The organism is Flavobacterium fructosi, assembly GCF_042787335.1.
GTDB lineage: Bacteria > Bacteroidota > Bacteroidia > Flavobacteriales > Flavobacteriaceae > Flavobacterium > Flavobacterium fructosi.
Genome location: NZ_JBHZQA010000001.1, coordinates 476,335 through 501,898, shown reverse-complemented (window position 1 = coordinate 501,898; position 25,564 = coordinate 476,335). Strand labels below are relative to the sequence as shown.

At 33.8% G+C, this 25,564-nt stretch carries 25 protein-coding genes; 17 read left to right on the top strand and 8 right to left on the bottom strand.

The features are described from left to right. Positions 1 to 88: 88 nt before the first annotated feature. Complete coding sequence (gene ribH / locus ACFX5D_RS02260; protein ID WP_379856641.1) at positions 89 to 664, bottom strand: 6,7-dimethyl-8-ribityllumazine synthase; 576 nt, start codon at positions 662 to 664, stop codon at positions 89 to 91. A 104-nt stretch (positions 665 to 768) separates the two neighbouring features. Then, positions 769 to 1,542: a tetratricopeptide repeat protein gene (locus tag ACFX5D_RS02255; RefSeq protein ID WP_379856640.1), complete on the bottom strand. Its 774-nt coding sequence runs from the start codon at positions 1,540 to 1,542 to the stop codon at positions 769 to 771. Between the two features lie 231 nt (positions 1,543 to 1,773). Between ACFX5D_RS02255 and recF the strand changes: the two genes are divergently transcribed. The 13 genes from recF to ACFX5D_RS02190 all read left to right on the top strand — a co-directional run bounded on the left by recF (position 1,774) and on the right by ACFX5D_RS02190 (position 16,093). After that, complete coding sequence (recF, locus tag ACFX5D_RS02250; protein WP_379856639.1) at positions 1,774 to 2,853, top strand: DNA replication/repair protein RecF; 1,080 nt, start codon at positions 1,774 to 1,776, stop codon at positions 2,851 to 2,853. 80 nt (positions 2,854 to 2,933) lie between these two features. Then, positions 2,934 to 3,632 (top strand): thioredoxin domain-containing protein, encoded by a 699-nt coding sequence (locus ACFX5D_RS02245; protein WP_379856638.1) that lies wholly within the window; start codon positions 2,934 to 2,936, stop codon positions 3,630 to 3,632. 7 nt (positions 3,633 to 3,639) lie between these two features. Further along, the gene (locus ACFX5D_RS02240; protein ID WP_379856637.1) at positions 3,640 to 4,314 is read left to right on the top strand and encodes a DUF2461 domain-containing protein; all 675 of its coding nucleotides are present in this window, start codon (positions 3,640 to 3,642) and stop codon (positions 4,312 to 4,314) included. A 3-nt stretch (positions 4,315 to 4,317) separates the two neighbouring features. Continuing rightward, positions 4,318 to 5,391, top strand: a complete 1,074-nt coding sequence (locus ACFX5D_RS02235) for a glycosyltransferase family 4 protein (protein WP_379856636.1) — start codon at positions 4,318 to 4,320, stop codon at positions 5,389 to 5,391. Between the two features lie 2 nt (positions 5,392 to 5,393). Beyond that, positions 5,394 to 7,241: an asparagine synthase (glutamine-hydrolyzing) gene (gene asnB / locus ACFX5D_RS02230; protein WP_379856635.1), complete on the top strand. Its 1,848-nt coding sequence runs from the start codon at positions 5,394 to 5,396 to the stop codon at positions 7,239 to 7,241. A gap of 37 nt (positions 7,242 to 7,278) precedes the next feature. Continuing rightward, complete coding sequence (gene murB / locus ACFX5D_RS02225) at positions 7,279 to 8,292, top strand: UDP-N-acetylmuramate dehydrogenase (protein ID WP_379856634.1); 1,014 nt, start codon at positions 7,279 to 7,281, stop codon at positions 8,290 to 8,292. Positions 8,293 to 8,318: 26 nt separating this feature from the next. Next, the gene (locus ACFX5D_RS02220; protein ID WP_379856633.1) at positions 8,319 to 8,933 is read left to right on the top strand and encodes an FMN-binding negative transcriptional regulator; all 615 of its coding nucleotides are present in this window, start codon (positions 8,319 to 8,321) and stop codon (positions 8,931 to 8,933) included. 99 nt (positions 8,934 to 9,032) lie between these two features. After that, complete coding sequence (locus ACFX5D_RS02215; protein ID WP_379856632.1) at positions 9,033 to 10,139, top strand: glycosyltransferase; 1,107 nt, start codon at positions 9,033 to 9,035, stop codon at positions 10,137 to 10,139. Then, complete coding sequence (locus ACFX5D_RS02210; protein WP_379856631.1) at positions 10,130 to 10,681, top strand: RNA polymerase sigma factor; 552 nt, start codon at positions 10,130 to 10,132, stop codon at positions 10,679 to 10,681. Before ACFX5D_RS02215 ends, ACFX5D_RS02210 begins: the two co-directional genes overlap by 10 nt. 154 nt (positions 10,682 to 10,835) lie before the next feature. Next, entirely contained in the window at positions 10,836 to 11,657 is an 822-nt protein-coding gene (locus tag ACFX5D_RS02205; protein WP_379856630.1) for an energy transducer TonB, read from the top strand. Positions 11,658 to 11,963: 306 nt separating this feature from the next. Continuing rightward, positions 11,964 to 12,833, top strand: coding sequence for a lipoyl synthase (lipA, locus tag ACFX5D_RS02200; protein WP_379856629.1), 870 nt, complete (start codon positions 11,964 to 11,966; stop codon positions 12,831 to 12,833). 62 nt (positions 12,834 to 12,895) lie between these two features. Beyond that, complete coding sequence (gene gap / locus ACFX5D_RS02195) at positions 12,896 to 13,903, top strand: type I glyceraldehyde-3-phosphate dehydrogenase (RefSeq protein ID WP_379856628.1); 1,008 nt, start codon at positions 12,896 to 12,898, stop codon at positions 13,901 to 13,903. A 15-nt stretch (positions 13,904 to 13,918) separates the two neighbouring features. Beyond that, entirely contained in the window at positions 13,919 to 16,093 is a 2,175-nt protein-coding gene (locus ACFX5D_RS02190) for a tetratricopeptide repeat-containing hybrid sensor histidine kinase/response regulator (protein WP_379856627.1), read from the top strand. A gap of 6 nt (positions 16,094 to 16,099) precedes the next feature. On the opposite strand, the gene ACFX5D_RS02185 is transcribed toward ACFX5D_RS02190, so the two are convergent. Continuing rightward, complete coding sequence (locus ACFX5D_RS02185; protein ID WP_379856626.1) at positions 16,100 to 16,912, bottom strand: purine-nucleoside phosphorylase; 813 nt, start codon at positions 16,910 to 16,912, stop codon at positions 16,100 to 16,102. Next, positions 16,884 to 17,933 carry a tetraacyldisaccharide 4'-kinase gene (gene lpxK / locus ACFX5D_RS02180; protein ID WP_379856625.1) on the bottom strand — a complete coding sequence of 350 codons (1,050 nt, stop codon included), beginning with the start codon at positions 17,931 to 17,933 and terminating at the stop codon, positions 16,884 to 16,886. The genes ACFX5D_RS02185 and lpxK overlap by 29 nt, the downstream gene beginning before the upstream one ends. Positions 17,934 to 18,051: 118 nt before the next feature. On the opposite strand from lpxK, the gene ACFX5D_RS02175 reads away from it, so the two are divergent. From ACFX5D_RS02175 to rluF, 4 genes are all read left to right on the top strand, one after another. Further along, a complete protein-coding gene (locus ACFX5D_RS02175; RefSeq protein ID WP_379856624.1) occupies positions 18,052 to 19,146 on the top strand; it encodes a Nif3-like dinuclear metal center hexameric protein in 1,095 nt (364 codons plus the stop codon). Between the two features lie 3 nt (positions 19,147 to 19,149). Further along, positions 19,150 to 19,929 carry a zinc ribbon domain-containing protein gene (locus ACFX5D_RS02170; protein ID WP_379851189.1) on the top strand — a complete coding sequence of 260 codons (780 nt, stop codon included), beginning with the start codon at positions 19,150 to 19,152 and terminating at the stop codon, positions 19,927 to 19,929. Between the two features lie 38 nt (positions 19,930 to 19,967). Further along, positions 19,968 to 20,816 carry an alpha/beta fold hydrolase gene (locus tag ACFX5D_RS02165; RefSeq protein ID WP_379856623.1) on the top strand — a complete coding sequence of 283 codons (849 nt, stop codon included), beginning with the start codon at positions 19,968 to 19,970 and terminating at the stop codon, positions 20,814 to 20,816. 110 nt (positions 20,817 to 20,926) lie between these two features. Then, a complete protein-coding gene (gene rluF, locus ACFX5D_RS02160; RefSeq protein WP_379856622.1) occupies positions 20,927 to 21,739 on the top strand; it encodes a 23S rRNA pseudouridine(2604) synthase RluF in 813 nt (270 codons plus the stop codon). Positions 21,740 to 21,869: 130 nt separating this feature from the next. On the opposite strand, the gene ACFX5D_RS02155 is transcribed toward rluF, so the two are convergent. From ACFX5D_RS02155 to ACFX5D_RS02140, 4 genes are all read right to left on the bottom strand, one after another. Then, positions 21,870 to 22,208 (bottom strand): DUF1801 domain-containing protein, encoded by a 339-nt coding sequence (locus ACFX5D_RS02155; protein WP_379856621.1) that lies wholly within the window; start codon positions 22,206 to 22,208, stop codon positions 21,870 to 21,872. 115 nt (positions 22,209 to 22,323) lie between these two features. Then, positions 22,324 to 23,211 carry a bifunctional 5,10-methylenetetrahydrofolate dehydrogenase/5,10-methenyltetrahydrofolate cyclohydrolase gene (locus tag ACFX5D_RS02150; protein ID WP_379856620.1) on the bottom strand — a complete coding sequence of 296 codons (888 nt, stop codon included), beginning with the start codon at positions 23,209 to 23,211 and terminating at the stop codon, positions 22,324 to 22,326. Between the two features lie 147 nt (positions 23,212 to 23,358). Then, entirely contained in the window at positions 23,359 to 24,708 is a 1,350-nt protein-coding gene (ffh, locus tag ACFX5D_RS02145) for a signal recognition particle protein (protein ID WP_379856619.1), read from the bottom strand. Between the two features lie 129 nt (positions 24,709 to 24,837). Next, positions 24,838 to 25,563: a hypothetical protein gene (locus ACFX5D_RS02140; protein ID WP_379856618.1), complete on the bottom strand. Its 726-nt coding sequence runs from the start codon at positions 25,561 to 25,563 to the stop codon at positions 24,838 to 24,840. Position 25,564: the final 1 nt, after the last annotated feature.

Genomic DNA, 25,564 nt, shown 5'->3' with positions numbered 1-25,564 from the left:
TCTAAAAAATTTAATGCCTAATAAAAAAACCTACTCCAGTAGAGTAGGTTTTTGTTATATTTTAAAAAATAGTATAAAATTATACTCTTCATTCCTTTAATTCTAAAGGCGACCCTTCTTCGATTTGAATAGCCCCTGAAGACAATAAATGTTGATTATCTAATTGATGTGATAACGAAGCTTGTTGACGAATATAGGCCATTTTTATGGCTGCGATAGCTGCTTCAGTACCTTTGTTACCGTGAATTCCCCCACTTCTATCAATGGATTGTTGCAGAGTATTATCAGTCAAAACACAAAAAATGACAGGAATGTCCGTTTGAACATTCAAGTCTTTTATTCCTTGAGTTACGCCTTCACATACAAAATCAAAATGTTTCGTTTGGCCTTGAATTACACATCCAATGGCAATAACAGCATCAACATTCTGTGTCTGTAGCATTTTCTTTGATCCATATATCAGTTCGAAACTTCCAGGAACATTCCAGCGAATAATATGCTGCGATGGAACTTGGTTTTCCAAAAGAGCTTCTATAGCGCCTTTATAAAGTCCCTCAGTAATTGAATCATTCCATTCTGAAACAACAATCCCAAAGCGAAAATTTTTCGCGTTAGGAATTGAATTTTTATCGTACTCGGATAAGTTTTTATTTACGGTAGCCATTTGATTGTAGATTTTTGATTCAGATTTTTAATTTCAGATGTTAAAGATAGAATTTTGAAATCAAAAATCTATAATCTTAAATCAGTAATCTTATATCATTTTTACTATTGTGCCAATCCTATTAAAACATCAACTGAAGCAGCCTCTGGAGTTGCATCATAATTCTCTTTAATATCTGTAAAATATTTCAATGCCGCTTCCTTATTTCCTAAAGCCAAAGCTGTTTTTCCTGCTTTCAACAAGAAACGTGGAGTTGTAAAATCATTTTTGTTTACCTCAGCAGCTTTTACATAATTTTCTAAAGCTTCTTTTGGTTTATTTTGTTGCGAATATGCATCTCCAATTGCACCTTTTGCCATTGCATTCAATACAATGTCTTCTGAGTTAAATTTACTCAAAAAATCAATAGCTTCCGCATATTTTCCAGTATTTAAATAAGCCATACCTGCATAATAATTTGCTAGATTTCCAGCATCAGTTCCAGAATATTCATCTGCGATTTTGATAAACCCAAATTTACCTTCAGAACCATTTAGAGACAACTTGTACAATGAATCACTTGCAACTCCGTCTGTAGCTTTTTGGAAATTTTGTTGTGCAACAAACATTTCGTTAGCAGCTTCATCTTGTTTTGGCGTAGCAATAAATTTTTGATACGCTAAATAACCAACAGTAAATAGTGCAACACCGGCAACTAATCCAATAATGATTTTTTGATTTCTAGCAACCCAGTCTTCCGTTTTTGACGCTGTTTCATCTAGTTTAGAAAAAACACCTGCAGTTGCACTGTCTTTTTCATCAACTTTTACCTCTTCAACTGTATCTTTTACTTCTTTTTCTTTTGGTGCTTTATATCCTCTTTTACTGTAAGTAGCCATTTATTTTTAATTTAGTGAATCGCAAAAATAAAATTTTTATTCAAACCGACATAAAAAATATGCTTTTATATTCAAAAAAAATATTATAGGCGGTTCTTTCTTTCCAAAGGCAAAATAATTACTATAGAAAAACTCTAAATGCCACTTTTATCGATATTTTTCAATAATTTGCACCCGTTTTGAAAAACTTATCAAAAACATCAAAGTTCTAAATACCAGCAAGACTTCCCCATGTATTTAAAAAAGATTTCACTATTCAATTATAAGAATTTTTCGGAAGCAAATTTCGAATTTGACACCAAAATAAATTGTTTTGTAGGTAAAAACGGAATTGGAAAGACCAATGTGCTTGATGCGATCTACCATTTATCTTACGGAAAAAGCTATTTCAATCCATTAGCCGTTCAGAATATTAAACATGGTGAAGAGTTTTTTGTGATTGATGCGGAATTTGAAAAAAACGAAAGAAACGAACAAGTTCTCTGCAGCCTAAAAAAAGGACAGAAAAAAATATTAAAACGCAACGGAAAAGCCTACGACAAATTTTCAGATCATATTGGTTTTATTCCTTTAGTTATTATTTCACCTGCCGACACGGATTTGATTGTTGAAGGAAGTGAAACGAGACGAAAATTTATGGACAGCGTTATTTCGCAATTGAATTCCCACTATCTGCAACAACTCATTCAATACCAAAAAGTAATGAGTCAGCGCAATGCTTTATTGAAATATTTCGCACTGAATCACGTTTTCGAAAATGACACCCTCTCTATATATAATGAGCAGCTTAATAGTTTTGGCAAATATATTTTTGAAAAAAGGAAAGAATTTATCGATCAATTTATCCCTATTTTTAATGTGCATCATAAAGCAATAACTGGATCAGAGGAGACGGTGCAATTGAAATACGAAAGTCATTTATTTGAAAACACCTTACTGACGCTTTTAACAGAAAACGTCAATAGAGATAGAGCTTTACATTATACAAGCGTAGGAACTCATAAAGATGATTTATCATTTGAAATCGACAATCATCCCATCAAAAAATTTGGTTCACAGGGGCAGCAAAAATCATTTTTAATCGCTTTGAAACTAGCTCAATTTGAATTTTTAAAAAAACAAAGTGGCGTAAAACCTATTCTGCTTTTCGATGATATATTCGACAAATTAGATGAAAGTAGAGTGGCTAAAATCATTGAAATGGTCAATAGCGATACTTTTGGACAGCTGTTTATTTCAGATACGCATCCTGAACGCACAGAAACTATTGTAAAATCGACGCATCAGAGCTATAAGATTTTTAATTTATAACTTTTATTTAATAGTTTATATAATTCGAAAATTGAAAAATTACCTACTTTAGCCTACACAAATTTCAAATCTTAGTTGCCATGAAGTACCCTCTTACATTCCTTTTACTTATATCATTTACGATTCTATCCTGTAACGGCCAAACTTCGAAAAACATAAAAACTATTGAGCCTGCAGCATTTGCTGAAAAAATCGAGAAAACTCCAAATGCACAAATTCTGGATGTTCGGACTCCTGAAGAATTTGTCTCGGGGCACATTGACAATGCCACCAATATAAATTGGAATGGTACTGATTTCGTTACAAAAGCAGCAGTATACGATAAAACAAAACCTGTTTTTGTGTATTGCAAAAGCGGAGGAAGAAGCAAACAAGCTGCAGCAAAATTAGAAGAATTAGGCTTTATCACTATTTACGAATTACAAGGTGGAATGCTAAAATGGGATGCCGCCGGATTGTCTAAACCAACTGACAAAATCATAGGAATGTGCAGTCAGGAATACAGTGAACTATTAAATACCGACAAAAAAGTACTGATTAATTTTTATGCAGAATGGTGTGCTCCATGCAAAAAAATGGCTCCGTATATTTTACAAATGCAAAAAGAGCTAGCTGATAAAGTAACAATTGTGAGAGTGAATGCTGATGAAAATAAAACTTTAATTTCTGAAATGAAAATCAGCGAACTCCCTACTTTATTACTATATGAAAATAAAGAAGTAAAATGGAAACATTCCGGTTTTATTAGTGAAGAAGATTTAAAAAAACAATTACAATAATATTAAGATGCTTTCAAAAGACACTTTACAATTTCTGGAAGATTTAAAAGCCAATAACAATCGGGATTGGTTTTTGGAGAATAAAAAACGTTACGAAGCTTTCAAAAAAGATTTACATCAACTCATTGGTGATTTACTTGATACAATGAAACCATTGGACCCATCACTGGAAATGCTGGAAGTAAAAAATTGTACTTTTAGAATCAACCGGGATATTCGATTCTCTAAAGACAAGTCCCCATATAAATCACACGTGGGCATTTGGATTTCTTCGGGAGCAAAAGGAATGAATCGTTCCGGATATTATATTCAAATAGAAAAAGGAGCCAGCTTTATTGCGGGAGGATTGTATTGTCCTGAAGCGGCGGATTTAAAAAAAATGCGCAAAGAAATTGCTTATTTCCATGATGATTTAGAAGCAATCCTTAATGCGAAAGAGTTCAAGAAAGAGTTTACCGATTTTGATCGGAATGAAAAAAATACACTTAAAAACCCACCAAGAGGTTACGAAAAAGACCATCCTGCGATTGACTTATTAAAACTAAAAAGCTTTGAGTCTACTCAGAGAATTGATATTTCAGCAGTAACAAAAAAAGATTTTGTTGCCACAGTGAGTAAAAAATTAATAGCACTAAAACCGCTGAATGATTTTATAAATCGAGCATTAACTTCTGATGAATAATTTATGTTGGCAAAAAAAAAGAAAATACTTTTCCTTGGAGAATCCTACAGAGCTGACGCCATCACATGGGTGAATGGTCTGAAAGAATTTGGTGATTTTGAAATTATTAGTTGGGAATTAAAAACACCCAATAATTGCCTTCACAACCGAATTTTAAGGATTTTTGAATATAAATTTGCCATTTTTAAAATAAAAAAAATAATCAAATTGCACAAACCTGACATGGTTATTGCGGAGAGAACTACCAGTTATGGATTTCTTGCCGCCTTGTCTGGAATAAAACCTGTTGTTATTGCACAACAAGGCAGGACTGATTTATGGCCTGAAAAATCCATTTTATTACCGTTAAAAAAAATCATCCAACATTATGCTTTTCAAAAAGCAGATTTGATTCATGCATGGGGTCACGTAATGACTATTTCCATGAGAGAGGCTAATGTCGATATGAATAAAGTTTTGGTATTACCAAAAGGAATTGATTTATTGAAATTTGGAAATAAAAACAATGCCGATCCTGAAAAAATTTGTGCTATTGTAACCCGCTCCTTGATGCCAGAATACCGTCATGATATCATTTTAAAATCCTTTGCCATTTTAAACGAAAAAGGAATCGATTTTGTTCTTACTATCATTGGAGATGGAACTCAACTTTCAAAATTAAAGGAATTAGCGAAAAAATTAAAAATCGAAAACAAGGTCATCTTTGCCGGAAGAATTTCAAATATAGAATTACCGAAATTATTGCAGCAATCTAACTTTTATATTAGTACGCCAATTACCGAAGGAGTTTCAGCTTCTTTATTTGAAGCAATGGCCTGTCACTGTTATCCAATTGTAACCGATATAATAGGAAATCAAAGTTGGATTAAGCATAGAGAAAACGGCCAATTAATTCCAGTTGATGATTTTAAGACACTTGCAGAAGAATTAATATGGTCATTTGAGAATAGTGAATATAGAAACAATGCTGTTTTGAAAAACAGAAAATTTGTGGAAGAAAATGCCAATTACAATACAAACATGAAAATTATTGCTGATAAATACCACCAATTAATCAACACAAACAGCCCCAATTAACTATGTGTGGAATTAATGGAATCTTGCATTTACAATCGCAAAAAAAAGTTGACGAACGTATTCTGACAAAAATGCGTGATTCGTTAGAGCATCGCGGACCAGATGACAAAGGATTATTCGTTGAAAATAATATTGGTTTTGGCCACAGGAGACTTTCGATTCTTGATGTTTCCGTAGCCGGACACCAACCTCTTCTTTCCGACGATGGTCGATATATACTCGTTTACAATGGCGAAATTTATAATTTCAAGGACTTTTATCCCGAACTAAAAAGCAACGGTTTTGATATCAGAACAAATTCTGACACTGAAGTTTTATTAAAATTATTTCAATTGCATGGCTTAAAAATGCTCAACCGCCTTAACGGTATGTTTGCTTTTGCTATTTGGGATAAATCCGAAAAAAAACTTATCGTTGTTCGAGACCGAATGGGAGTTAAACCTTTATATTATTCCTTTTACAACGAGACTTTCTATTTTGCCTCTGAACAAAAAGCCCTTTTCACAGCCGGTGTACCTCTCAAAATGGCGCAAGACGGATTAGAAGAATATATCTTTAATCGGTTTGTTGCAGGCGAAAACACGTTATACGAAAACGTAAAAAAAGTGTTGCCTGGACATATAATGACCATTCACGAAGGAGGAAAAGTCACTACCGAAAAATGGTGGAATCTAAAAAAGGAAATTCAAGAGCAACCCGAAATAAAAAATCCTGTAGAATGGTTTAGGGAAACATTCGACGATTCTATAAAATTACGAATGGTAAGTGATGTACCTGTTGGCGTTTTATTAAGCGGCGGACTGGATTCTTCCTCCGTTCTGGCTTCTTTAAACCATCAGAATTATAAAGACATACAAACTTTTAATATTGGTTTCAAAGAAAAAGAACATAACGAAGCTCATTTAGCCAAAATAATGGCAGAGAAATTTGATTATGGTTTTCATACGATGCAATTAGAGAATAAAAACCTTTACGATAAATTAATAAGCGCTACTTATTTTCAGGACGAGCCCATCATGCATTTGAGTGAACCACACTTATTGGCAGTTTCACAAATGGCAAAACCATCCGTAAAAGTATTACTTTCCGGTGAAGGAGCCGATGAATTAATGGGCGGTTATGTTAGGTATAAGGCTTTACAATATCCATCATTATTGAATTCCATTGCGACAATTAGCAATTTGGATCTATTCACAAATAAGCCGCGGTATGAAAAGCTAACTCGTTATGCACAAATTACTAAAAAATCTCAATTGGTAATTTTTAATGGCTCAAATATTTATCCAAAAGATATTGAGGAGAATTATGGAATTAACACACTTCCAAAAAATGAATACAGAAAACAAATTTATAAAGACGCAAAATCATTATACCCGAACAATTTACGAAGACAAGCGCTTTATTTTGACCAACATACTTATTTGTGTTCGTTGCTGGACAGAAACGACCGCTGCACTATGGGTGCTTCAATAGAATGCCGGGAACCGTTTTTGGACCCCAGATTAGTCATTGGCTTAGGCTCCTTAGAAGACAAATGGCTATTTGCAGGAAAAAAATGGAAATTCATTCTAAAGTCAGCAATGACAAAACGATTGCCAGACGAAATCCTAAAATTTAGAAAAGTGGGATTAAGCGTTCCTTGGGGCGATTATATCACGAAAAGTCCCGCTTTTAAAGATGAATTAGAATCTTTTTCGAAAAGTGATCTGTTTCAAAATCCATATTTTGAAAATATAAACATCAAAAAGCTCGTTCAGAATTTACAAAAAGGAGATGACCTAATGACTCCTTATATTATGCCTCTTTTTATGATGCATATCTGGATGAAATCCTACGTAAATAAATTTTAATCCTTACTTTTGAGGGTTTAAAAAAGCAATCTCTTTTATGGAAATACAACATAATATCTCTTTAAAAAAATATAATACTTTTGGCATTGAAGCCAAAGCGAAACAATTCGCAGCAGTTCATTCTACTGACGAGTTGAAAGTTATTTTAGAAGAAAATAAAGAAAATAAGAAGTTTATTTTAGGAGGAGGAAGCAACATGCTTTTGACAAAAGATATTGATGCCCTAGTCATTCATATCGACTTGAAAGGAAAAAAAATCATCGAAGAAAACGAAAATTTTGTTTGGGTTGAAAGCCAAGCCGGTGAAAACTGGCATGAACTTGTGCTTTGGACAATCGACCAAAATTTTGGCGGACTGGAAAACATGTCGCTAATTCCAGGAAATGTAGGGACGACTCCTGTTCAAAACATAGGTGCTTACGGTACTGAAATCAAAGATACCTTTGTTTCCTGCGAAGCAATGACTATCGAAAATCAAGAAATGAAAACCTTTGTAAAGGACGATTGTCATTTTGGCTATCGAGAAAGCGTTTTCAAAAACGAAGCGAAAAATCAATATGTTATTACATCGGTTGTTTTTAAATTGACAAAACGCAATCATAAAATCAATATTTCTTACGGAGATATTACGGCTGAATTAACAAAGAATGACATTGCCAATCCTACTTTAAAGAACGTGAGTAATGCGGTTATTGCTATTCGCCAAAGCAAATTACCCGATCCAAAAGAACTGGGAAATAGTGGTAGTTTCTTTAAAAATCCTATTCTCTTAAAATCTGATTTTGAGAAAATTCATCAGCAATTTCCAGAAATGAAATATTACGAGGTTTCGGATACCGAAGTAAAAGTTCCCGCAGGATGGCTCATTGAAAAAGCTGGTTTCAAAGGAAAACGTTTTGGAGATGCTGGAATCCATAAAAATCAAGCTTTGGTTTTAGTCAATTACGGCAATGCAACCGGACAGGAAATTTTGAATGTTTCCAAGAATATCCAAGAGACCATTTTTAAGACTTTTGGAATTCATATTGAGGCCGAAGTAAATGTGATTTAATCTTTTATTTAAAATCCAAAACTTACATGTACATTCCAGATCTCTATAAAAACGAAAATCAGGAAGCCATTACCGCTTTTCTAAAAGAAAACAGTTTTGGCATACTAATCAATCAAACTAATGGAAAATTGTGGGCAACTCATATTCCGTTAGAACTAAGCATTAATGCATTAGGAAAAATAATTTTAGAGGGACATATTTCTAAAGAAAATCCACAATGGAAAGGCTTTGCGGAGAATGACCAAGTATTAGCCATCTTTTCTGGACCACATTCTTATATCTCTCCTTCTTGGTACGATCACGAAAATGTGCCAACATGGAATTATATTGCGGTTCATGTTTATGGAAAAATTAAAATTATAGAAGGGGACGCAGTTATCAAATCACTAAAAAAGCTAGTAGACAAATACGAGCAGAATTCTGAAAACCCAGTTCAAATAGAAGATTTGTCTAAGAAAACCATGATGCAAACGCGAGGAATTGTAGCTTTTGAAATCGAAATTGGAGAAATTCAGGCCCAGCAAAAAATGTCGCAAAACCGTGACGATAAGAACTACAAAAACATCATTTCTGAGTTGGAAAATATCAACACAAATCAGTCCATTGCGGTCGCAAATGAAATGAAGAAATGTCCCAGATAAATTCTTTTAAAATTCACAATTTATGATTAACAATTCATAATTCTATTCATACCTTTGCATTCTCCCGAAATTGTGGGATTAGAAACTCATTAAACTCCGATGCTTATAATCATTCTCTACTTTTTTATTTTTATTGTTGCCGTTCAGATTTTATTTTACTTAGGGTTTTTTGGGAAATTTGCTTTCGCAAAAGCGCAGAAGATAACGCCCAAAAAAATTCCGATATCGGTTATTGTTTGTGCCAAAAACGAAGAAGAAAATGTAACAAATTTTATTCCGTTACTTGCTGAACAGAACTATTCAGATTTTGAAATTGTCTTAATAGACGATGCTTCAAACGATAACACCTTAGCCATATTTGAAGCTTTTGAAAAACAATATACAAATGTACGTTTGGTAAAAGTGCAAAACAATGAAGCCTTCTGGGGCAACAAAAAATACGCTTTAACGTTAGGTATAAAGGCAGCAAAAAAAGAATATTTACTATTTACTGATGCAGATTGCTATCCTACCTCAAAAGAATGGATTACTGCAATGAGTTCTCAATTTACAATGCAAAAAACAATTGTTTTGGGTTATGGTAAATATGAAAAAGTTGCCAATTCATTTTTGAATAAAATAATTCGTTTTGAAACTTTACTTACAGCCATTCAATATTTTTCCTGGTCAAAAATGGGTTATCCCTATATGGGCGTAGGTAGGAATCTAGCCTATAAAAAAGAAGAATTTTTTAATGTAAATGGTTTTATAGAACACATGAAAGTACGTTCAGGCGATGATGATCTATTTGTCAATCAAGCTGCTACTGCGAGAAATACAACCATTGCTTTTATGCCTGAAAGTTTCACTTATTCTAAGCCAAAAACGACTTACAAAGACTGGATCATACAAAAAAGAAGACATATTGCTACGGCAAACTATTACAAAAAGTTCGATAAATTTCAGTTAGGAATATTCTATTGTTCGCAGTTGCTTTTTATACTACTGGCCATCGTATTACTAGCTTTTCAGTTTCAGTGGATGATAGTATTAGGCTTATTTTGCGTCCGATACATAATAGCTTGGACAATCATTGCGTTTTCGGCAGGGAAACTAAAAGAAAAAGATGTGGTATATTGGTATCCAGTAATCGAATTAGTACTTATATTCACACAAATTAATATCTTTATAACAAATACATTCTCAAAACCGGTACATTGGAAATAAACAAACAAATAAAAAAAGCGAAACAAGGTGACCAGGTTGCCTTCACTTTTCTATTGGATTATTATTGGAACGAAGTGTATGGTTTCATGCTAAAACGCACGGAAAACGAGACCAATGCTGAGGATATTACAATTGAAACTTTTTCGAAAGCTTTTGATAAAATAGCTACATATAACTCAGAATTTCAGTTTAATACTTGGCTTATTGCGATTGCAAAAAACGTACATATTGATTTACTTCGAAAAAAGAAATCAGGTCTTTTTGTCGAAATTACAGATGAAGAAGACCAACAAGCCTATAATATTGCTGACACTACTCCATCGGCAGAAGATGAACTGATTACAGAACAAAATCTTTCTCAGCTACTTCAGTTTATCAAAGAGCTTAAACCCCATTATCAAGAAGTAATTCAACTTCGTTATTTTCAGGAAATGAGTTATCAGGAAATTTCCAATAAAATTGGTGAACCCTTGAGTAATGTAAAAATAAAACTCCTTCGCGCAAAGAAATTATTAGCAGAAATCATCCAGAATAAAAGGTAGTTTTATTGTTTATGCGGTTAATCGAATAGCCAGTTAAACGATTACAGTAAAAAAATTCCCTATTCATATACTAAAATTCCTGTTATTTACGTTGTTAATTTAAATAGTCGATGCTTATGATTTAAATGCTACTTAACCATTAAATCCATAAACCATGTCAAAATTAAGCATTTACGAAACCAGCTGGATTGATCTTGTTTTTCAATACAAAAATAAAGAATATGGAGCGTATCAATTGAGGAAAGAAAGCACTAAAACTTCTTTGTTAGCTTTCTTTGTGGGAATTTTATTTTTAACATCCGTATTGAGCATTCCTATAATTCTAAATTATTTTAATCCTGAAAATAGGATAACATTACCCGATCTCACAAACACCATACTCAACGTGACTGACGTTATACCCAATCAACTTCAGGAGACAGAAAAACCGATTCTTCCCGAAGTAAAAACAAAAAATACCGAAGCACCTATTCAAAGTGACCAACTTGTAAATCCTGAAATTGTACAGGCACAACAGGCGAACCAAGACATAGCCAAGAACACGGATAATGCTACGGATACAAATATAAGTATTACAGGAACAGCTACCGTTGGAGTAAATCCAAGGTCTTCCTCTGGACAAGGACCAGCAACTGAGACGCCCACTGACTTAGCAAATTCTATTATAGCTAGTGCAAGTTTAGATAAACTACCTGAATTCCCTGGCGGAATAAATAAGTTTTATACCTATGTGGGAAATAATTTTGAAAAACCAGAAATTAATGACGGCACCACCATTCGGGTATATGTTTCTTTTGTAATTGAAAGAGACGGCAGCATGACTGACATTCAGGTAAAAAAAGATCCTGGTTATGGCTTGGGAAAAGAAGCCGTTCGAGTGTTGAGATCCTTGAAAACAAAATGGTCTCCTGGAATGATTGACGGAAAAGCAGTACGAACCGCCTATAATCTTCCTATTACGGTACAGATGAATTAAATATAAAAAGAGAAGCTTCAATTAATTTTGAAGCTTTTCTTTTTAAGACCATTTTTTTATTTTTATATTTTATCCTAAAACAAAAAAATGTCCAAATCTAGCCCTGATTGCAGTGATATCCCATACTGCCATTGTGAGGAACTAATCAACGACAGCAGTAATCTAAAGGAAAACAGAACAACTATTTCTTAAAAAAACAACAAATATTCTGCTCGTAAATCTCACATTACTCTTCCATGAAATTAACAAATAAACGAATCCACAAATAAAGTACATTCCTTATCTTTGTCCTTTGAAAATTGATATATGGAAACTTTTTTAGAAAATACTTTACCGATTGGAAAACCGAAATGGTTGAAGGTAAAACTCCCGATAGGTCAAAAATACACAGAGCTTCGTGGCTTAGTTGATAAATATAGCCTTAATACGATTTGTACTTCAGGAAGTTGTCCTAATATGGGGGAATGCTGGGGCGAAGGAACGGCAACGTTTATGATTTTAGGAAATGTGTGTACGCGTTCTTGCGGTTTTTGCGGTGTAAAAACCGGAAGACCAGAAACCGTAGATTGGGATGAGCCGGAAAAAGTGGCCCGTTCTATAAAAATTATGAATATTAAACATGCCGTAATTACCAGCGTCGACAGAGATGACCTGAAAGATGGTGGCTCGATCATTTGGATAGAAACCATAAAAGCTATTCGCAGAATGAATCCCAACACGACATTGGAAACTTTGATTCCTGATTTTCAAGGTATCGAAAGAAATATAGACCGAATTGTGGAGGCAAATCCCGAAGTAGTTTCGCATAATGTAGAAACCGTTCGCAGGCTGACTCGTGAAGTGCGCATTCAGGCCAAATATGACCGAAGTCTGGAAGTTTTGAGATACTTAAAAGAAAAAGGCGTCAACAGAACTAAATCTGGAATTATGCTGGGACTTGGAGAAAAACAAGACGAAGTTTTTCAAACGATGCGAGATTTGCGTAACGCTAATGTTGATATTGTTACTATAGGCCAATACTTACAGCCCAGTAAAAAACATTTGCCTGTAAAAGAATTCATAACACCAGACCAATTTGCTATCTACGAAAAATTTGGTTTGGAATTGGGTTTCCGTCATGTAGAAAGTGGTCCATTAGTACGTTCTTCTTACAAAGCGCAAAAACATATTTTATAAAAAATAGTTTATTTATTTAATCGGTTAAGCGGTTAACCAAATAAACGATTAAACAAATACATTTGAAAACAAGAATTGCCATTAATGGTTTTGGAAGAATAGGAAGAAATTTATTTCGACTTCTTTTAAACCATCCCGATATTGAAGTAATTGCCATCAATGATATTGCCGACACAAAAACAATGGCACATCTCGTTAAATACGACAGTATTCATGGAGTTCTACCATGTAAGGTAACTGCGGATGAAAAAGGTTTTTTTGTAGACAACAAACATTTTTTATTTTTTCATGAAAAAAGCATTTCAAAACTCGACTGGAAAAGCATAAATATAGATTATGTAGTTGAATCAACTGGAAAATTTAAGACTTTTGAAGAGCTTAATGCCCATATTCTAGCTGGTGCCAAAAAAGTAATTCTTTCCGCTCCTTCTGAGGTTGACACTATAAAAACGGTAGTTTTAGGTGTCAATGAAAATATTCTTGATGGTACTGAAACGATCGTATCTAATGCGAGTTGCACAACGAACAATGCCGCACCAATGATGAAAGTTATTGATGAACTTTGTGGTATTGAACAGGCATACATCACAACCATTCATTCTTATACCACTGACCAAAGTTTACATGACCAGCCCCATAAAGACCTGCGAAGGGCTCGTGGTGCCAGCCAATCAATAGTTCCAACTACAACAGGTGCAGCTAAAGCATTAACAAAAATTTTCCCAAAATTGCAAGGGAAAATTGGCGGCTGCGGAATTCGAGTACCTGTTCCAGATGGTTCCTTGACCGACATTACTTTTAATGTAAAAAGAGCGGTTACCATAAATGATATAAATGCTGCTTTCAAGATTGCAGCACAGACCAATTTAAAAGGAGTTCTTGATTACACGGAAGATCCAATCGTTTCTGTAGATGTAATTGGTAACAAAAATTCATGTATATTTGATGCTCTACTAACCTCCGTTATTGATAAAATGGTGAAAGTTGTTGGGTGGTACGACAATGAAATAGGATATTCATCCCGAATAATTGATTTAATACTTTTGATGGAACGTAAAAATAGAACCTAAAAAAATCAGCTATAAATGAAGTATTTCTTTGTTTTTATCTTTTTTTGCAACTCGTCTCTGTATTCTCAAACCAATGAGAAAATAGATAGCATCAAGTATTACAGTAATTTGGCTAATTCAAATATTAAAGCGGATAATTACAAAAAAGGTTTATTCTACACACAAAAAGCCATAAATCACTCGAAAGCAATACGCAATATCCAAGATCAAGCGGAGCAAACATTCAAATTAGGCAAAATGTATTTTGATTTAAAAAAATACAATGATGCAATTAAAACCTTTCATAACAGCATTGAATTTTATAAAAAACTAGAGCCCAGTACACACTACGCATACTGCAACTATTACATTGGCGTAAGTTTTATTGAAAAAAGAAATTTTAACGATGCCGGAATATATTTTAACACGACAAAATCAATATCGGATCGATTAAAAAGCCCTGATACTGCACAAATAAATAATTTACTCGATCTGCAAAAAGGAATAATAAGCAAATATAAAGGAAATGACGAATTAGCTTCCGCAATTTTTAAGACAATAATAGCTAAACCGGACAACCCAGAGATACGGAATTCGAGAACTGAAGCGCTTTACCAGATTGGCACTATTGAAGCTAAAAATGAAAGGTACAATTTAGCGCTAAACTATCTCAATAAAGCGCTAGAACTGAATATTAAAAATAAAAATTTAGACCAAAAATCTAATGTTTTAATCGCCTTAAGTTCTGTTTACGATAAAATGTTAGATAAAAATAATGCCTACTTTTATCTAAAACAGCATCTCAACCTGAAAGAGAATATTTCCCTTTTGAATGACAAAAGACTTGGAATAGATGATTATGATGAATTTAAAGAGTCCGAGCGATTAAAAGAAATCAGGCAAATTATCAATAAAAACAAGCAACAGGAAAAGACCAATAAATTCTCAAAACTAATCAGTATTCTGGCAATTGCATTAATTTCAATTTTATCTTTACTGAGTTTATCTTTATATAAAAACAATATCATTAGGACACAATCCAATCTGATGCTAAAAGAGAAAAATAAAGAATTAGAAATTGCACGAGATAAAGCGGAAAAAGCCTCTAATGCTAGATCTGAATTTCTGTCCACTGTAAGCCATGAACTTCGTACACCACTTAATGCCATAAACGGAATCACTCATTTATTATTGGAAGAAAAGCCAAAGAAATCACAAATGCATTATTTGTCATCCTTGAAATTTTCAGGCGATTATCTGACAAAGTTTATAAATGAAATTCTGGAAATAAATAAAATCGACTCTCATAAATTCGAAATAGAATACATCAATTTTAATCTTAAACAATTATTAGAAAATATACAAAACTCTTTAAAAGAACTAGCCTTGGTAAATAACAACCAATTTATTCTGAAAATAGATTCGGAAATCCCTGATTATTTGATTGGCGATCCTACAAAATTGTCTCAAATCATGATGAATTTGATAAACAATGCTTTAAAATTTACCAAAAACGGCACTGTAAATGTAGTTGCAAAACTTAAATTGATAGCCAACGAAAATGCTACTATCTATTTTGAAGTGACTGACACTGGGATTGGAATTCCTGAAGACAAACTAAAAAGTGTTTTTGATAGTTTTTCTCAGGGTTCGATAGAAGTAAATCGCAAATATGGAGGAACTGGTCTTGGATTAACAATCGTAAAAAAAATAATCAAAACCCTTGGCGGTCATATAACGCTAAAAAGTGCCGTGGGAAAAGGATCTACTTTTTCGTTTGAACTAAAGTTAAAAATAGGCTCCCAATTATTAAAAGAAGAACAAAAACAGAAATCATATGATGATTCTGTTTTAAGGAATAAAAAAATTCTTTTAGTGGAAGACAATAAAATCAACCAAATGGTTTCGGCAAAAATGCTAGAAAACAAAGGAATAATTTGCGATATAATTGATAATGGAGAAGATGCAATAGAAACTGCCCGAAACCATAAATTTGACCTAATCCTAATGGATGTTCATTTGCCGGGGATCAACGGTACGGTAGCAACGCAACAAATCCGAAAATTTGATCCAACCACCCCTATTATCGCACTTACTGCAATATCATTGGATGAAAATCGCGAAATGCTGTTATCCTTTGGAATGAATGATGTAATTACAAAACCATTCATTCCCGACGAATTTTACAGTACGATTGCCAATTACGTATAGAAGTCTCTAATATTTTAGAATCAATTCTTTGATTAGACTTCGCACCATAGGTTCTGCTTGTTTTGCCGCTTCCAGTACTTCATCATGCGAAATAGTGTCAATACTTTCTTCATTTCCCATATCAGTAATTACTGAAATTCCAAAAGTTTCAACATCCATGTGACGCGCCACGATTACTTCCGGAACGGTTGACATTCCTACACAGTCAGCTCCAAGAATTTTGACCATTCTATATTCCGCCAAGGTTTCAAAAGTTGGTCCTTGTAATCCATAATAAATTCCATCAAAAACCTCAATATTTAAATCTAATGCTATCTCTTTGGCCTTAGCAATCATCTTTCTTGAATAGGGTTCGCTCATATTTACAAAACGAGGTCCGAAACGTTCGTCATTTTTTCCTCGTAACGGATGCTCGGGAGTCATATTGATATGATCTTTAATAATTACAATAGATCCCACTTTATAATTTGGATTAACTCCACCTGAAGCATTCGAAACAACTAATTTTTGAACACCCAAAAACTTCATCACCCGCACTGGAAAAGTTACTTCCTTCATAGAATATCCTTCATAAAAATGAAATCGTCCTTGCATAGCGACCACTTTTTTTTCTCCAATTGTTCCAAAAACTAATGCTCCTTTATGACCTTGAACTGTCGATACCGGAAAATTTGGGATTTCATTATAAGGCAAGGTATAGTCTACTTTCATTTCTTCAGTAAAACTGCCTAACCCTGATCCTAGTATCACGCCATATTCTGGAGTGAAATTTACTTTTTCTTTAATGTAACTAACGGTTTCTTGTACTTGTTCCCACATAATTTAAAATGTTTTTATCAAAATTATCACTCCGTTCCGACACTTGGGAATCTGGACCGGCAATAAAAGAACTTTGTATAGGTAAATAGAAAAGTTGTTTACTTGGTAAACTTCCTTGTAATCGTACATAATCTTTTTCGGTAGTGATAATGATATTGTTTTGCGCTAAATTTTTAATTTCTAAAAGGTCTTTATCTGTAAAATTATGATGGTCTGGAAAAGACAAACAGACATCATTTGTATCTTGTAAATAGGCAAAAAACGGTTCCGGTTTTGCAATTCCTGCCACCAGCAATTTTGCAGCTGCTTGGATTTCGTTTACATTTATCTTTAGGTTTTCCCCGTAAATATAATTATCATAGGCTATATAAGTAAAGTACAATTCTTGATTTGCTGAAACCTTTAATCTGTTTCTAATATCATCCTGTTTGTTAAGGGAGAGATTAAAAGGACATTTGGTTACAACAATCACGTTAGCCCTTTTTGCTCCACTCGTGCTTTCGCGTAAACTTCCGGTTGGCAACATAAAATCATCCGAATACAAATCCCCAAAGCTCGTAAGCAAGATATAGAAACCAGCTTTTACTTTTCTATGTTGAAATGCATCATCCAACAAAATAACTTCCGGTTTTTCTGGGAGAGAAAGCAATTGTTCTATTCCGTTCTTTCGATTAGCATCAACCGAAACTTGAATGTTTTTGAATTTTTGAAAAAACTGAAAAGGTTCATCGCCAAGAATTGCCGCATTAGAACAGGCTTTCGCCAAAATAAAACCTTCCGATTGTCTTTTATAACCTCTACTTAATGTGGCAACTTTATATTTATCCCCTAGCAACCGAATTAAATATTCTATTTGCGGAGTTTTCCCCGTTCCGCCAACACTAAGATTTCCGACAGCAATTACAGGCAAATCAAATGAGTATGATTTCAAAATACCTTTATCGAAAAGAAAGTTCCGAATACTCGTTATGATACCATATAAAATGGCAAACGGGAATAGTATTTTTCGAAGTAAATTCATTTTACGAAAGTAGAATAAATTATCTTTATAAAAAAAAGTTGATTTGGTTATTCGGTGATTTGGTTATTCGATAAATTGAACAATCTAGAAATCCAACAACCTAAAAATCGAAATAAAAATGAAAATAAAAGAAATTCTTTCCGTACTGGAAGAAATGGCACCGTTGGCCTATGCAGAAGATTTTGACAATGTGGGATTATTGGTTGGTGATCCCGAATCAGAAGCAACTGGTATTTTAGTTTGTCATGATGCTTTAGAAAATATAATTGGCGAAGCAATCGCTAAAAAATGCAATTTGGTGGTTTGTTTTCATCCCATTCTATTTTCTGGATTGAAAAAAATTACGGGTAAAAATTATGTGGAACGAGCCATTATAAAAGCTATAAAAAATGACATCGCCATATATGCTGTCCACACTGCTTTAGACAATCATCAAGAAGGCGTAAATAAAATTTTCTGCGATGCGCTTGGACTAATAAACACCAAAATCCTTATTCCGAAGCAAAATTTTATTCGGAAATTAGTAACGTATACTATTACGGAGAATGCTGAAGAAGTACGAAATGCACTATTTAATGCCGGTGCCGGAAATATTGGCAACTACGAAAATTGCAGTTTTAATTCGAAAGGAATTGGAACTTATATGGGAAATGAACACAGTAATCCACAAGTTGGTGAACGTTTTGAGTTTGTCCAGGGAGACGAAATCAAAATAGAAGTCACTTTCGAAAAGCATTTAGAAAATAAAATTCTAAAAGCATTGTTCAAAAGTCATGCTTATGAAGAAATCGCCTATGAAATTTACGATTTGCAAAACAAACATCAGAATATTGGTTTGGGAATGATTGGCGAATTGAAAAATCCCATGAAAGAAAAAGAATTCTTGCTTTTTGCAAAAGAGAAAATGCAAGCTGATGGTATTCGACATTCCAACTTTATAGGAAAAGAAGTAAAAAAAATAGCGGTGCTTGGCGGAGCTGGAAGTTTTGCCATAAAAAATGCAATTCAGGCTGGGGCTGATGTGTTTTTAACGGCAGATTTAAAGTATCATCAGTTTTACGAAGCCGAAAATCAGCTTTTATTGGCAGATATCGGACATTTTGAAAGCGAACGCTATACAAAAAATTATATTGTTGAGTATCTTCGGAAAAAAATCCTTAATTTTGCAGTTATTTTATCAGAAGAAAATTCAAATCCAGTTAAGTACTTATAGAATATGGCGAATACGAAAGAATTAAGTGTTGAGGACAAGTTAAGAGCAATTTACGATTTACAACTAATTGACTCTAGAATTGACGAAATCAGAAACGTAAGAGGAGAACTTCCTTTAGAAGTAGAAGATTTAGAAGATGAAGTTGCAGGTTTAAGCACCCGTTCAGAAAAATTGAAAAATGAACTTGAAACTATCGAAGATCTTATCAAGGTAAAAAAGAATGCGATTGATGAGCACAAAGAGGCTATCAAAAAATACACAAAACAACAAGAAAGCGTTCGTAACAATAGAGAATTTAATTCGTTGACTAAAGAGGTTGAATTTCAAGAATTAGAAATTCAATTGTCTGAAAAACAAATAAAAGAAATGAAAGCTTCTATCGAACATAAGAAAGAAGTGATTTCTCAGTCAAAAGAAAGATTAGAAACAAAATCTAATCACTTGAAACATAAGAAATCAGAATTGGATGCTATTATGTCTGAGACTGCTAAAGAAGAAGCTTTTTTAACGGAAAAATCAGCAGAATACCAAGCATTAATCGAAGAAAGATTATTGAAAGCTTACAATAGAATTAGAACAAGTGTTCGCAATGGTTTAGCTGTTGTTTCTATTGAAAGAGGCGCATCTACAGGATCATTCTTTACAATTCCACCGCAAACGCAAGTCGAAATTGCTTCAAGAAAGAAAATCATCACTGATGAGCATTCCGGAAGAATATTAGTCGATAGTTCATTGGCTGACGAAGAAAAAGAAAAAATGGAAAAATTATTTTCTAAATTCTAATTACAGCTAAGTCCCGATACATATCGGGACTTTTTTTTATGAAAAAAACACTTTATTACCTGTTCACCAAATCGGTCGGATTATACGTAAATGTATTAAGCTACGTACTTCCTGACCAGGCAAACCAACTTGCCTACTCTCTTTTTAGCGAGCCCCGAGAAGGCAGACTCATAAAGGCAAAGCTCCCTAAAATACTGCAAGAAACAGACACTGAAACACTCCAACACGACGGACACGATATTCAAACGTATACTTGGAAAGGAAATGATACGATTATACTACTCGTACACGGATGGGAAAGCAATTCTTCACGCTGGAAAAAAATGTTGCCTTATTTAAAAAAAACGGGCAGTACCATCATAGCCATTGATGCTCCTGCCCACGGCTTATCCGGTGGAAAGGAATTTAACATCCCCCAATATGCTAAGTCTATTGATTTTATTGTTCAACGATTCAAACCACAATACCTAATTGGTCATTCTTTAGGAGGAAAAACCTGTTTATATTACCAATCCGTTTATCAAAATAACAGCATTGAGAAAATGGTGATTCTTGGATCTCCCAGTGATTTCAAAATTATTCTTAATAATTATATTGCAATGTTGAGTTTGAATTCTAAAATTTCAAAAGGACTCGAAGCACATTATCTAAAACATTTTAAGCTAGAACTGGAAAAATTTTCTGCTAAACAATTTGCATCTGAAATAAAAACAAAGGGCTTTATCGCTCATGATACTGATGATAAAGTTGTTTTATTTGAAGAAGGAAAAAAAATAGCAAGCACCTGGAAAGATTCAATTTTCATCGAAACAAACGGTTTAGGACACAGCATGCATGATGAACAATTATATAAGAAAGTGATTTATTTTTTATTTGAAACAGAGTAACTAAAAATAATCAATTCGTACAATATTATACTGAATTTTTAATTTTTCAAATAAACAAATAAACAAATAACCACATAAACGATTAAACAATTTAGCATTACTTTTGCAGTATGGAAGAAAATCTAAAACGCCTCAACAAATTCATAGGAGAAACTGGGTACTGCTCCCGTCGTGAAGCAGACAAAATCATTGAAGAAGGTCGAGTGACTATCAATGGAGTTGTTCCTGAGTTAGGTACTAAAGTTTCCCCAGATGACGAAGTGCGTATTGACGGAAAATTAATCCGTGAGAAAAATGAAAAACCCGTTTATCTTGCTTTTTACAAACCGGTAGGAATCGAATGCACCACTAACCTTGATGTTCGTAATAATATTGTAGATTATCTCAATTACCCGAAACGTATTTTCCCAATTGGGCGATTAGACAAAGCCAGCGAGGGATTAATTTTCATGACCAATGACGGCGATATCGTAAATAAAATATTACGCGCCAGAAACAATCACGAAAAAGAATATACTGTTACCGTAAACAAACCTATAACGGATCGCTTTATCGAAAGAATGGGAAATGGAGTTCCAATTTTAGACACCGTAACCCGAAAATGTAAAGTAGAACAAATTAGCAAATACACTTTCAAAATCATTCTGACACAAGGTCTAAACCGCCAAATTCGTAGAATGTGTGAATATTTAGGTTCTGAAGTAACTGCTTTAAAACGCATCAGAATCATCAATATTTCACTGGATATCCCTGTTGGAAGATACCGCGATTTGACCGATGCCGAAATCAAAGAATTGAATGAACTCATAGAACCTTCTAGCAAAACAGAAGAAGCGAGTTTACCTAAAGCGGAACCTGCAAAAAGAAGAACGGAATTCATCAAAAGAGATGATCCGAGATTTAAAGGAAGAGGCGAATATTAGCATACCGAAAATCAGCAATATTTTAAAAGCAAAACATGAATTTCACTAATTTACACGAATTAATTTGTACAAATTAATGAAATTCGTGTTTGAATATTACGCCTAATTATTTTCTATTTTTAAATTTATTTTACTGAATTTTTCGTCGTTTCGCTTTAACGATTTGTTCATCAATTACAATTGCTTCATAGATTTGTTGCTTCAACAATGGGACATCAATTTCTTTAACAAAATTGAAAGTTAGCTTTGAAGCAAATTTTGTAGTTTCAAAAGTTTCGTCTAAAAATGAAGCGCCTTTGCAGAAACCAATCGCTACTCCTTCTTCAACTTTTCCCCAAGAAATAGAAGCCGGCCAGATATAACAAATTCGGGAATGGCGATAATAAAAAGGAACGTTGTAAGCTAATTTCTCTTTGCAATCAGGCATAAATTCTAGAATAATTTTACGCAGAAAAAGAACAATTTCCAATTCTTCTTCACTCAGATAATCTAAAAACTCCTCAGTCGTTTTAAATTCTAATCCTTGTGTATTTCACATAAGTATTTAAAAAAGCCTATTCGAGTGAATAGGCTAAGTGTTTTTATTATTGTAATTTTAATATTTTCATCTCTCTTGCCAAAAGTGTGTTTTTCAACAACATAGCAATTGTCATAGGCCCTACTCCACCTGGAACCGGGGTAATAAAAGAGGCTTTTTTACTAACATTTTCAAAATCAACATCTCCAGTGATTACATAACCTTTAGGATTCGTTTCATCAGCAACTCTGGTAATACCCACATCTATAACTACTACACCATCCTTAACCATATTAGCTTTTAGATAATTGGGAACTCCAAGTGCAGTAATAATGATATCTGCCTGAATTGTGATATCTTCGATGTTTTTAGTGTAACTATGAGTCAAGGTCACTGTTGAATTTCCAGGAAAACCTTTTCTTCCCATCAAAATACTCATAGGTCTACCTACAATATGACTACGTCCAATTACAACGGTATGCTTTCCTTGAGTTTCTACTCCATATCTTTCTAATAATTCCAGAATTCCAAAAGGAGTCGCCGGAATAAAAGTACTCATGTCTAATGCCATTTTCCCAAAATTCTCAGGATGAAAACCGTCAACATCTTTACTTGGATCAACAGCCATTAATACTTTTTGCTCGTCAATCTGTTCGGGAAGTGGTAATTGAACGATAAATCCATCAATATTAGGATCTTCGTTTAACTCTTTTATTTTTTTAAGCAGTTCTGTTTCAGAGGTAGTGCTTGGCATTTTTACTAAAGTAGATTCAAAACCAACTCGTTCACATGCTTTTACCTTACTTCCCACGTAAGTTAAGCTCGCTCCGTCATTACCTACAATAACTGCTGCTAAATGAGGCACTTTCTCCCCATTGTTTTTCATCTTTTGTACTTCTGCTGCGATTTCACTCTTAATATCTTCCGCCGTTTTTTTTCCGTCTAGTAGTTGCATTTTAAATTTAGTTTAAAGTTTAAAAGTTTAATGTTTTCATTGCAATCGAAAAACAAAACTTCCTCACTGAATAGTTGTGTAATTATATTTCAAAAAGTTAAGGTTTAAAACTTCAACAACTTGAACTTTTAAACCTTAAATAAATATTTATCTCATTCCCGGCATACCACCTGGCATTCCGCCCATCATCTTCATGAGGTTTTTTCCTCCTGGTCCTTGCATCATTTTCATCATTTTGCTCATTTGCTCAAACTGTTTCATCAGCTGATTTACTTGCTCTATTTTGGTTCCCGAACCTTTCGATATTCTGGCTTTTCTTTTAACATCAATTATAGCAGGTTTGCTTCTCTCTGTCGGAGTCATGGAGTGAATGATTGCTTCAATATGCTTGAAAGCATCATCTTCAATTTCTACATCTTTCATCGCTTTTGAAGCGCCTGGTATCATTCCTACCAAGTCCTTCATATTACCCATTTTCTTTACTTGCTGAATTTGAGATAAGAAATCATCAAAACCAAATTCGTTTTTGGCTATTTTCTTTTGGATTTTTCTTGCCTCTTCTTCATCAAATTGCTCTTGTGCTCTTTCTACCAAAGACACAACATCTCCCATTCCAAGGATACGTTCTGCCATACGAATAGGATAAAACACATCAATAGCATCCATTTTTTCACCGGTACCAACAAATTTTATAGGTTTGTTTACTACTGATTTAATTGAAATAGCAGCTCCACCACGAGTATCACCATCTAATTTGGTTAAAATAACCCCATCAAAATTTAATATATCGTTGAAAGCTTTAGCTGTATTTACCGCATCTTGACCCGTCATTGCATCAACTACAAATAAAGTCTCTTGTGGTTCAATCGCTTTATGAACTTTAGCGATTTCGTCCATCATCTCTTTATCTACAGCCAAACGACCAGCCGTATCCACAATCACTACATTAAAGCCATTTGCCTTTGCATGTTTGATGGCATTTTGTGCAATTTCAACAGGATTTTTATTTTCTGGTTCTGAGTAAACCTCAACACCTATCGAATCTCCAACAACATATAATTGCTGAATTGCCGCAGGACGATAAATATCACAAGCCACCAAAAGCGGTTTTTTATTCTTTTTTGTTTGAAGATAATTCGCTAATTTCCCGGAAAATGTTGTTTTTCCAGACCCTTGCAAACCTGCCATTAAAATAACGGTTGGATTTCCGGAAAGGTTTATTCCCGCAACATCACCACCCATCAATTCCGTAAGCTCGTCCTTGACTAACTTTACCAACAGTTGTCCTGGTTGAAGTGTAGTCAAAACGTCTTGTCCAATGGCTTTTTCTTTTACTTTAGTAGTAAAATCTTTGGCAATTTTAAAGTTGACATCGGCATCAAGTAAAGCTCTGCGAACTTCTTTCAAAGTTTCGGCAACATTTACTTCGGTGATTTTTCCGTGACCTTTTAGTATATGGAAAGCTTTATCTAATTTATCGCTTAAATTATCGAACATAATTTTTTTTCTCTTTAATTAAGGTGCAAATTTAAGCATTTGATTTTGAAGTTTAAATAGTATTATAAATAAAAAGAGGCTGTCTTTTCAAGATAGCCTCTTATATTATTAAATCAATTTAATTTTTGATTAGTCCTTGTCGTCTAAATGCGTTTGTTTTTCAAGTAAATCTCTAATTAGTTCTCCTAAATCATGATGACCATCATCATTATCAGTACTAATTTCAATAACTCCATCGCCATCCGTATCTGTAAGCAATCCTTGACCTGCTAAAGCAGTTATCTTAGCCATAATTGCATCAAGCTGAATTTTAATATTTAGAGAAATATCAGTACCATTCACTGTGAAATCTTTGGAAGGATCAGCAAAGTCCATTCCTAGTTCCACTTGTTTAGTGCTCCAAACCATAAAACTTTTTCCATCAACAGTTCCTTTAATCATGAAACACTTCCCATTCATTTCTCCTGCTAATGTGCTTGGTTGAAATTTAAATTTTATTTCTTCATATTTAGCATTCGGAATAGAAACCGAAGTAATAACTTGTGATAAAGTTTTATCTGGATCTAATAAATCAAGTAAAAAAGGACCTGTAAGTTTAACATCCTCATGTAAAGGATCTTCGGTATGTCTTATATCTTCTGAATCTGTTTCCAATTTGATACTACCAATATTAATTTTAAAATCGGTAATAACTACAGCAGAAGCAACTGCAGTTCTAGCTGTCATAGAAGTCTTTCCAGTTGATGATACCGCTGAGGCTTTCAATGTAACATTCCCACTAGTTGAATCCGTTTGATTATCGGAACAGGAACTGGCCGCAATAACCAGCAACGCTAAAATTGATATTTTGTTCATA

What these genes read in the sequence shown, in the direction of transcription:
- ribH (WP_379856641.1), bottom strand. Translation starts at nt 664, where the DNA reads ATGGCTACCGTAAATAAAAACTTATCCGAGTACGATAAAAATTCAATT.
- ACFX5D_RS02255 (WP_379856640.1), bottom strand. Translation starts at nt 1,542, where the DNA reads ATGGCTACTTACAGTAAAAGAGGATATAAAGCACCAAAAGAAAAAGAA.
- recF (WP_379856639.1), top strand. Translation starts at nt 1,774, where the DNA reads ATGTATTTAAAAAAGATTTCACTATTCAATTATAAGAATTTTTCGGAA.
- ACFX5D_RS02245 (WP_379856638.1), top strand. Translation starts at nt 2,934, where the DNA reads ATGAAGTACCCTCTTACATTCCTTTTACTTATATCATTTACGATTCTA.
- ACFX5D_RS02240 (WP_379856637.1), top strand. Translation starts at nt 3,640, where the DNA reads ATGCTTTCAAAAGACACTTTACAATTTCTGGAAGATTTAAAAGCCAAT.
- ACFX5D_RS02235 (WP_379856636.1), top strand. Translation starts at nt 4,318, where the DNA reads ATGTTGGCAAAAAAAAAGAAAATACTTTTCCTTGGAGAATCCTACAGA.
- asnB (WP_379856635.1), top strand. Translation starts at nt 5,394, where the DNA reads ATGTGTGGAATTAATGGAATCTTGCATTTACAATCGCAAAAAAAAGTT.
- murB (WP_379856634.1), top strand. Translation starts at nt 7,279, where the DNA reads ATGGAAATACAACATAATATCTCTTTAAAAAAATATAATACTTTTGGC.
- ACFX5D_RS02220 (WP_379856633.1), top strand. Translation starts at nt 8,319, where the DNA reads ATGTACATTCCAGATCTCTATAAAAACGAAAATCAGGAAGCCATTACC.
- ACFX5D_RS02215 (WP_379856632.1), top strand. Translation starts at nt 9,033, where the DNA reads ATGCTTATAATCATTCTCTACTTTTTTATTTTTATTGTTGCCGTTCAG.
- ACFX5D_RS02205 (WP_379856630.1), top strand. Translation starts at nt 10,836, where the DNA reads ATGTCAAAATTAAGCATTTACGAAACCAGCTGGATTGATCTTGTTTTT.
- lipA (WP_379856629.1), top strand. Translation starts at nt 11,964, where the DNA reads ATGGAAACTTTTTTAGAAAATACTTTACCGATTGGAAAACCGAAATGG.
- ACFX5D_RS02190 (WP_379856627.1), top strand. Translation starts at nt 13,919, where the DNA reads ATGAAGTATTTCTTTGTTTTTATCTTTTTTTGCAACTCGTCTCTGTAT.
- ACFX5D_RS02185 (WP_379856626.1), bottom strand. Translation starts at nt 16,912, where the DNA reads ATGTGGGAACAAGTACAAGAAACCGTTAGTTACATTAAAGAAAAAGTA.
- lpxK (WP_379856625.1), bottom strand. Translation starts at nt 17,933, where the DNA reads ATGAATTTACTTCGAAAAATACTATTCCCGTTTGCCATTTTATATGGT.
- ACFX5D_RS02175 (WP_379856624.1), top strand. Translation starts at nt 18,052, where the DNA reads ATGAAAATAAAAGAAATTCTTTCCGTACTGGAAGAAATGGCACCGTTG.
- ACFX5D_RS02170 (WP_379851189.1), top strand. Translation starts at nt 19,150, where the DNA reads ATGGCGAATACGAAAGAATTAAGTGTTGAGGACAAGTTAAGAGCAATT.
- ACFX5D_RS02165 (WP_379856623.1), top strand. Translation starts at nt 19,968, where the DNA reads ATGAAAAAAACACTTTATTACCTGTTCACCAAATCGGTCGGATTATAC.
- rluF (WP_379856622.1), top strand. Translation starts at nt 20,927, where the DNA reads ATGGAAGAAAATCTAAAACGCCTCAACAAATTCATAGGAGAAACTGGG.
- ACFX5D_RS02150 (WP_379856620.1), bottom strand. Translation starts at nt 23,211, where the DNA reads ATGCAACTACTAGACGGAAAAAAAACGGCGGAAGATATTAAGAGTGAA.
- ffh (WP_379856619.1), bottom strand. Translation starts at nt 24,708, where the DNA reads ATGTTCGATAATTTAAGCGATAAATTAGATAAAGCTTTCCATATACTA.
- ACFX5D_RS02140 (WP_379856618.1), bottom strand. Translation starts at nt 25,563, where the DNA reads ATGAACAAAATATCAATTTTAGCGTTGCTGGTTATTGCGGCCAGTTCC.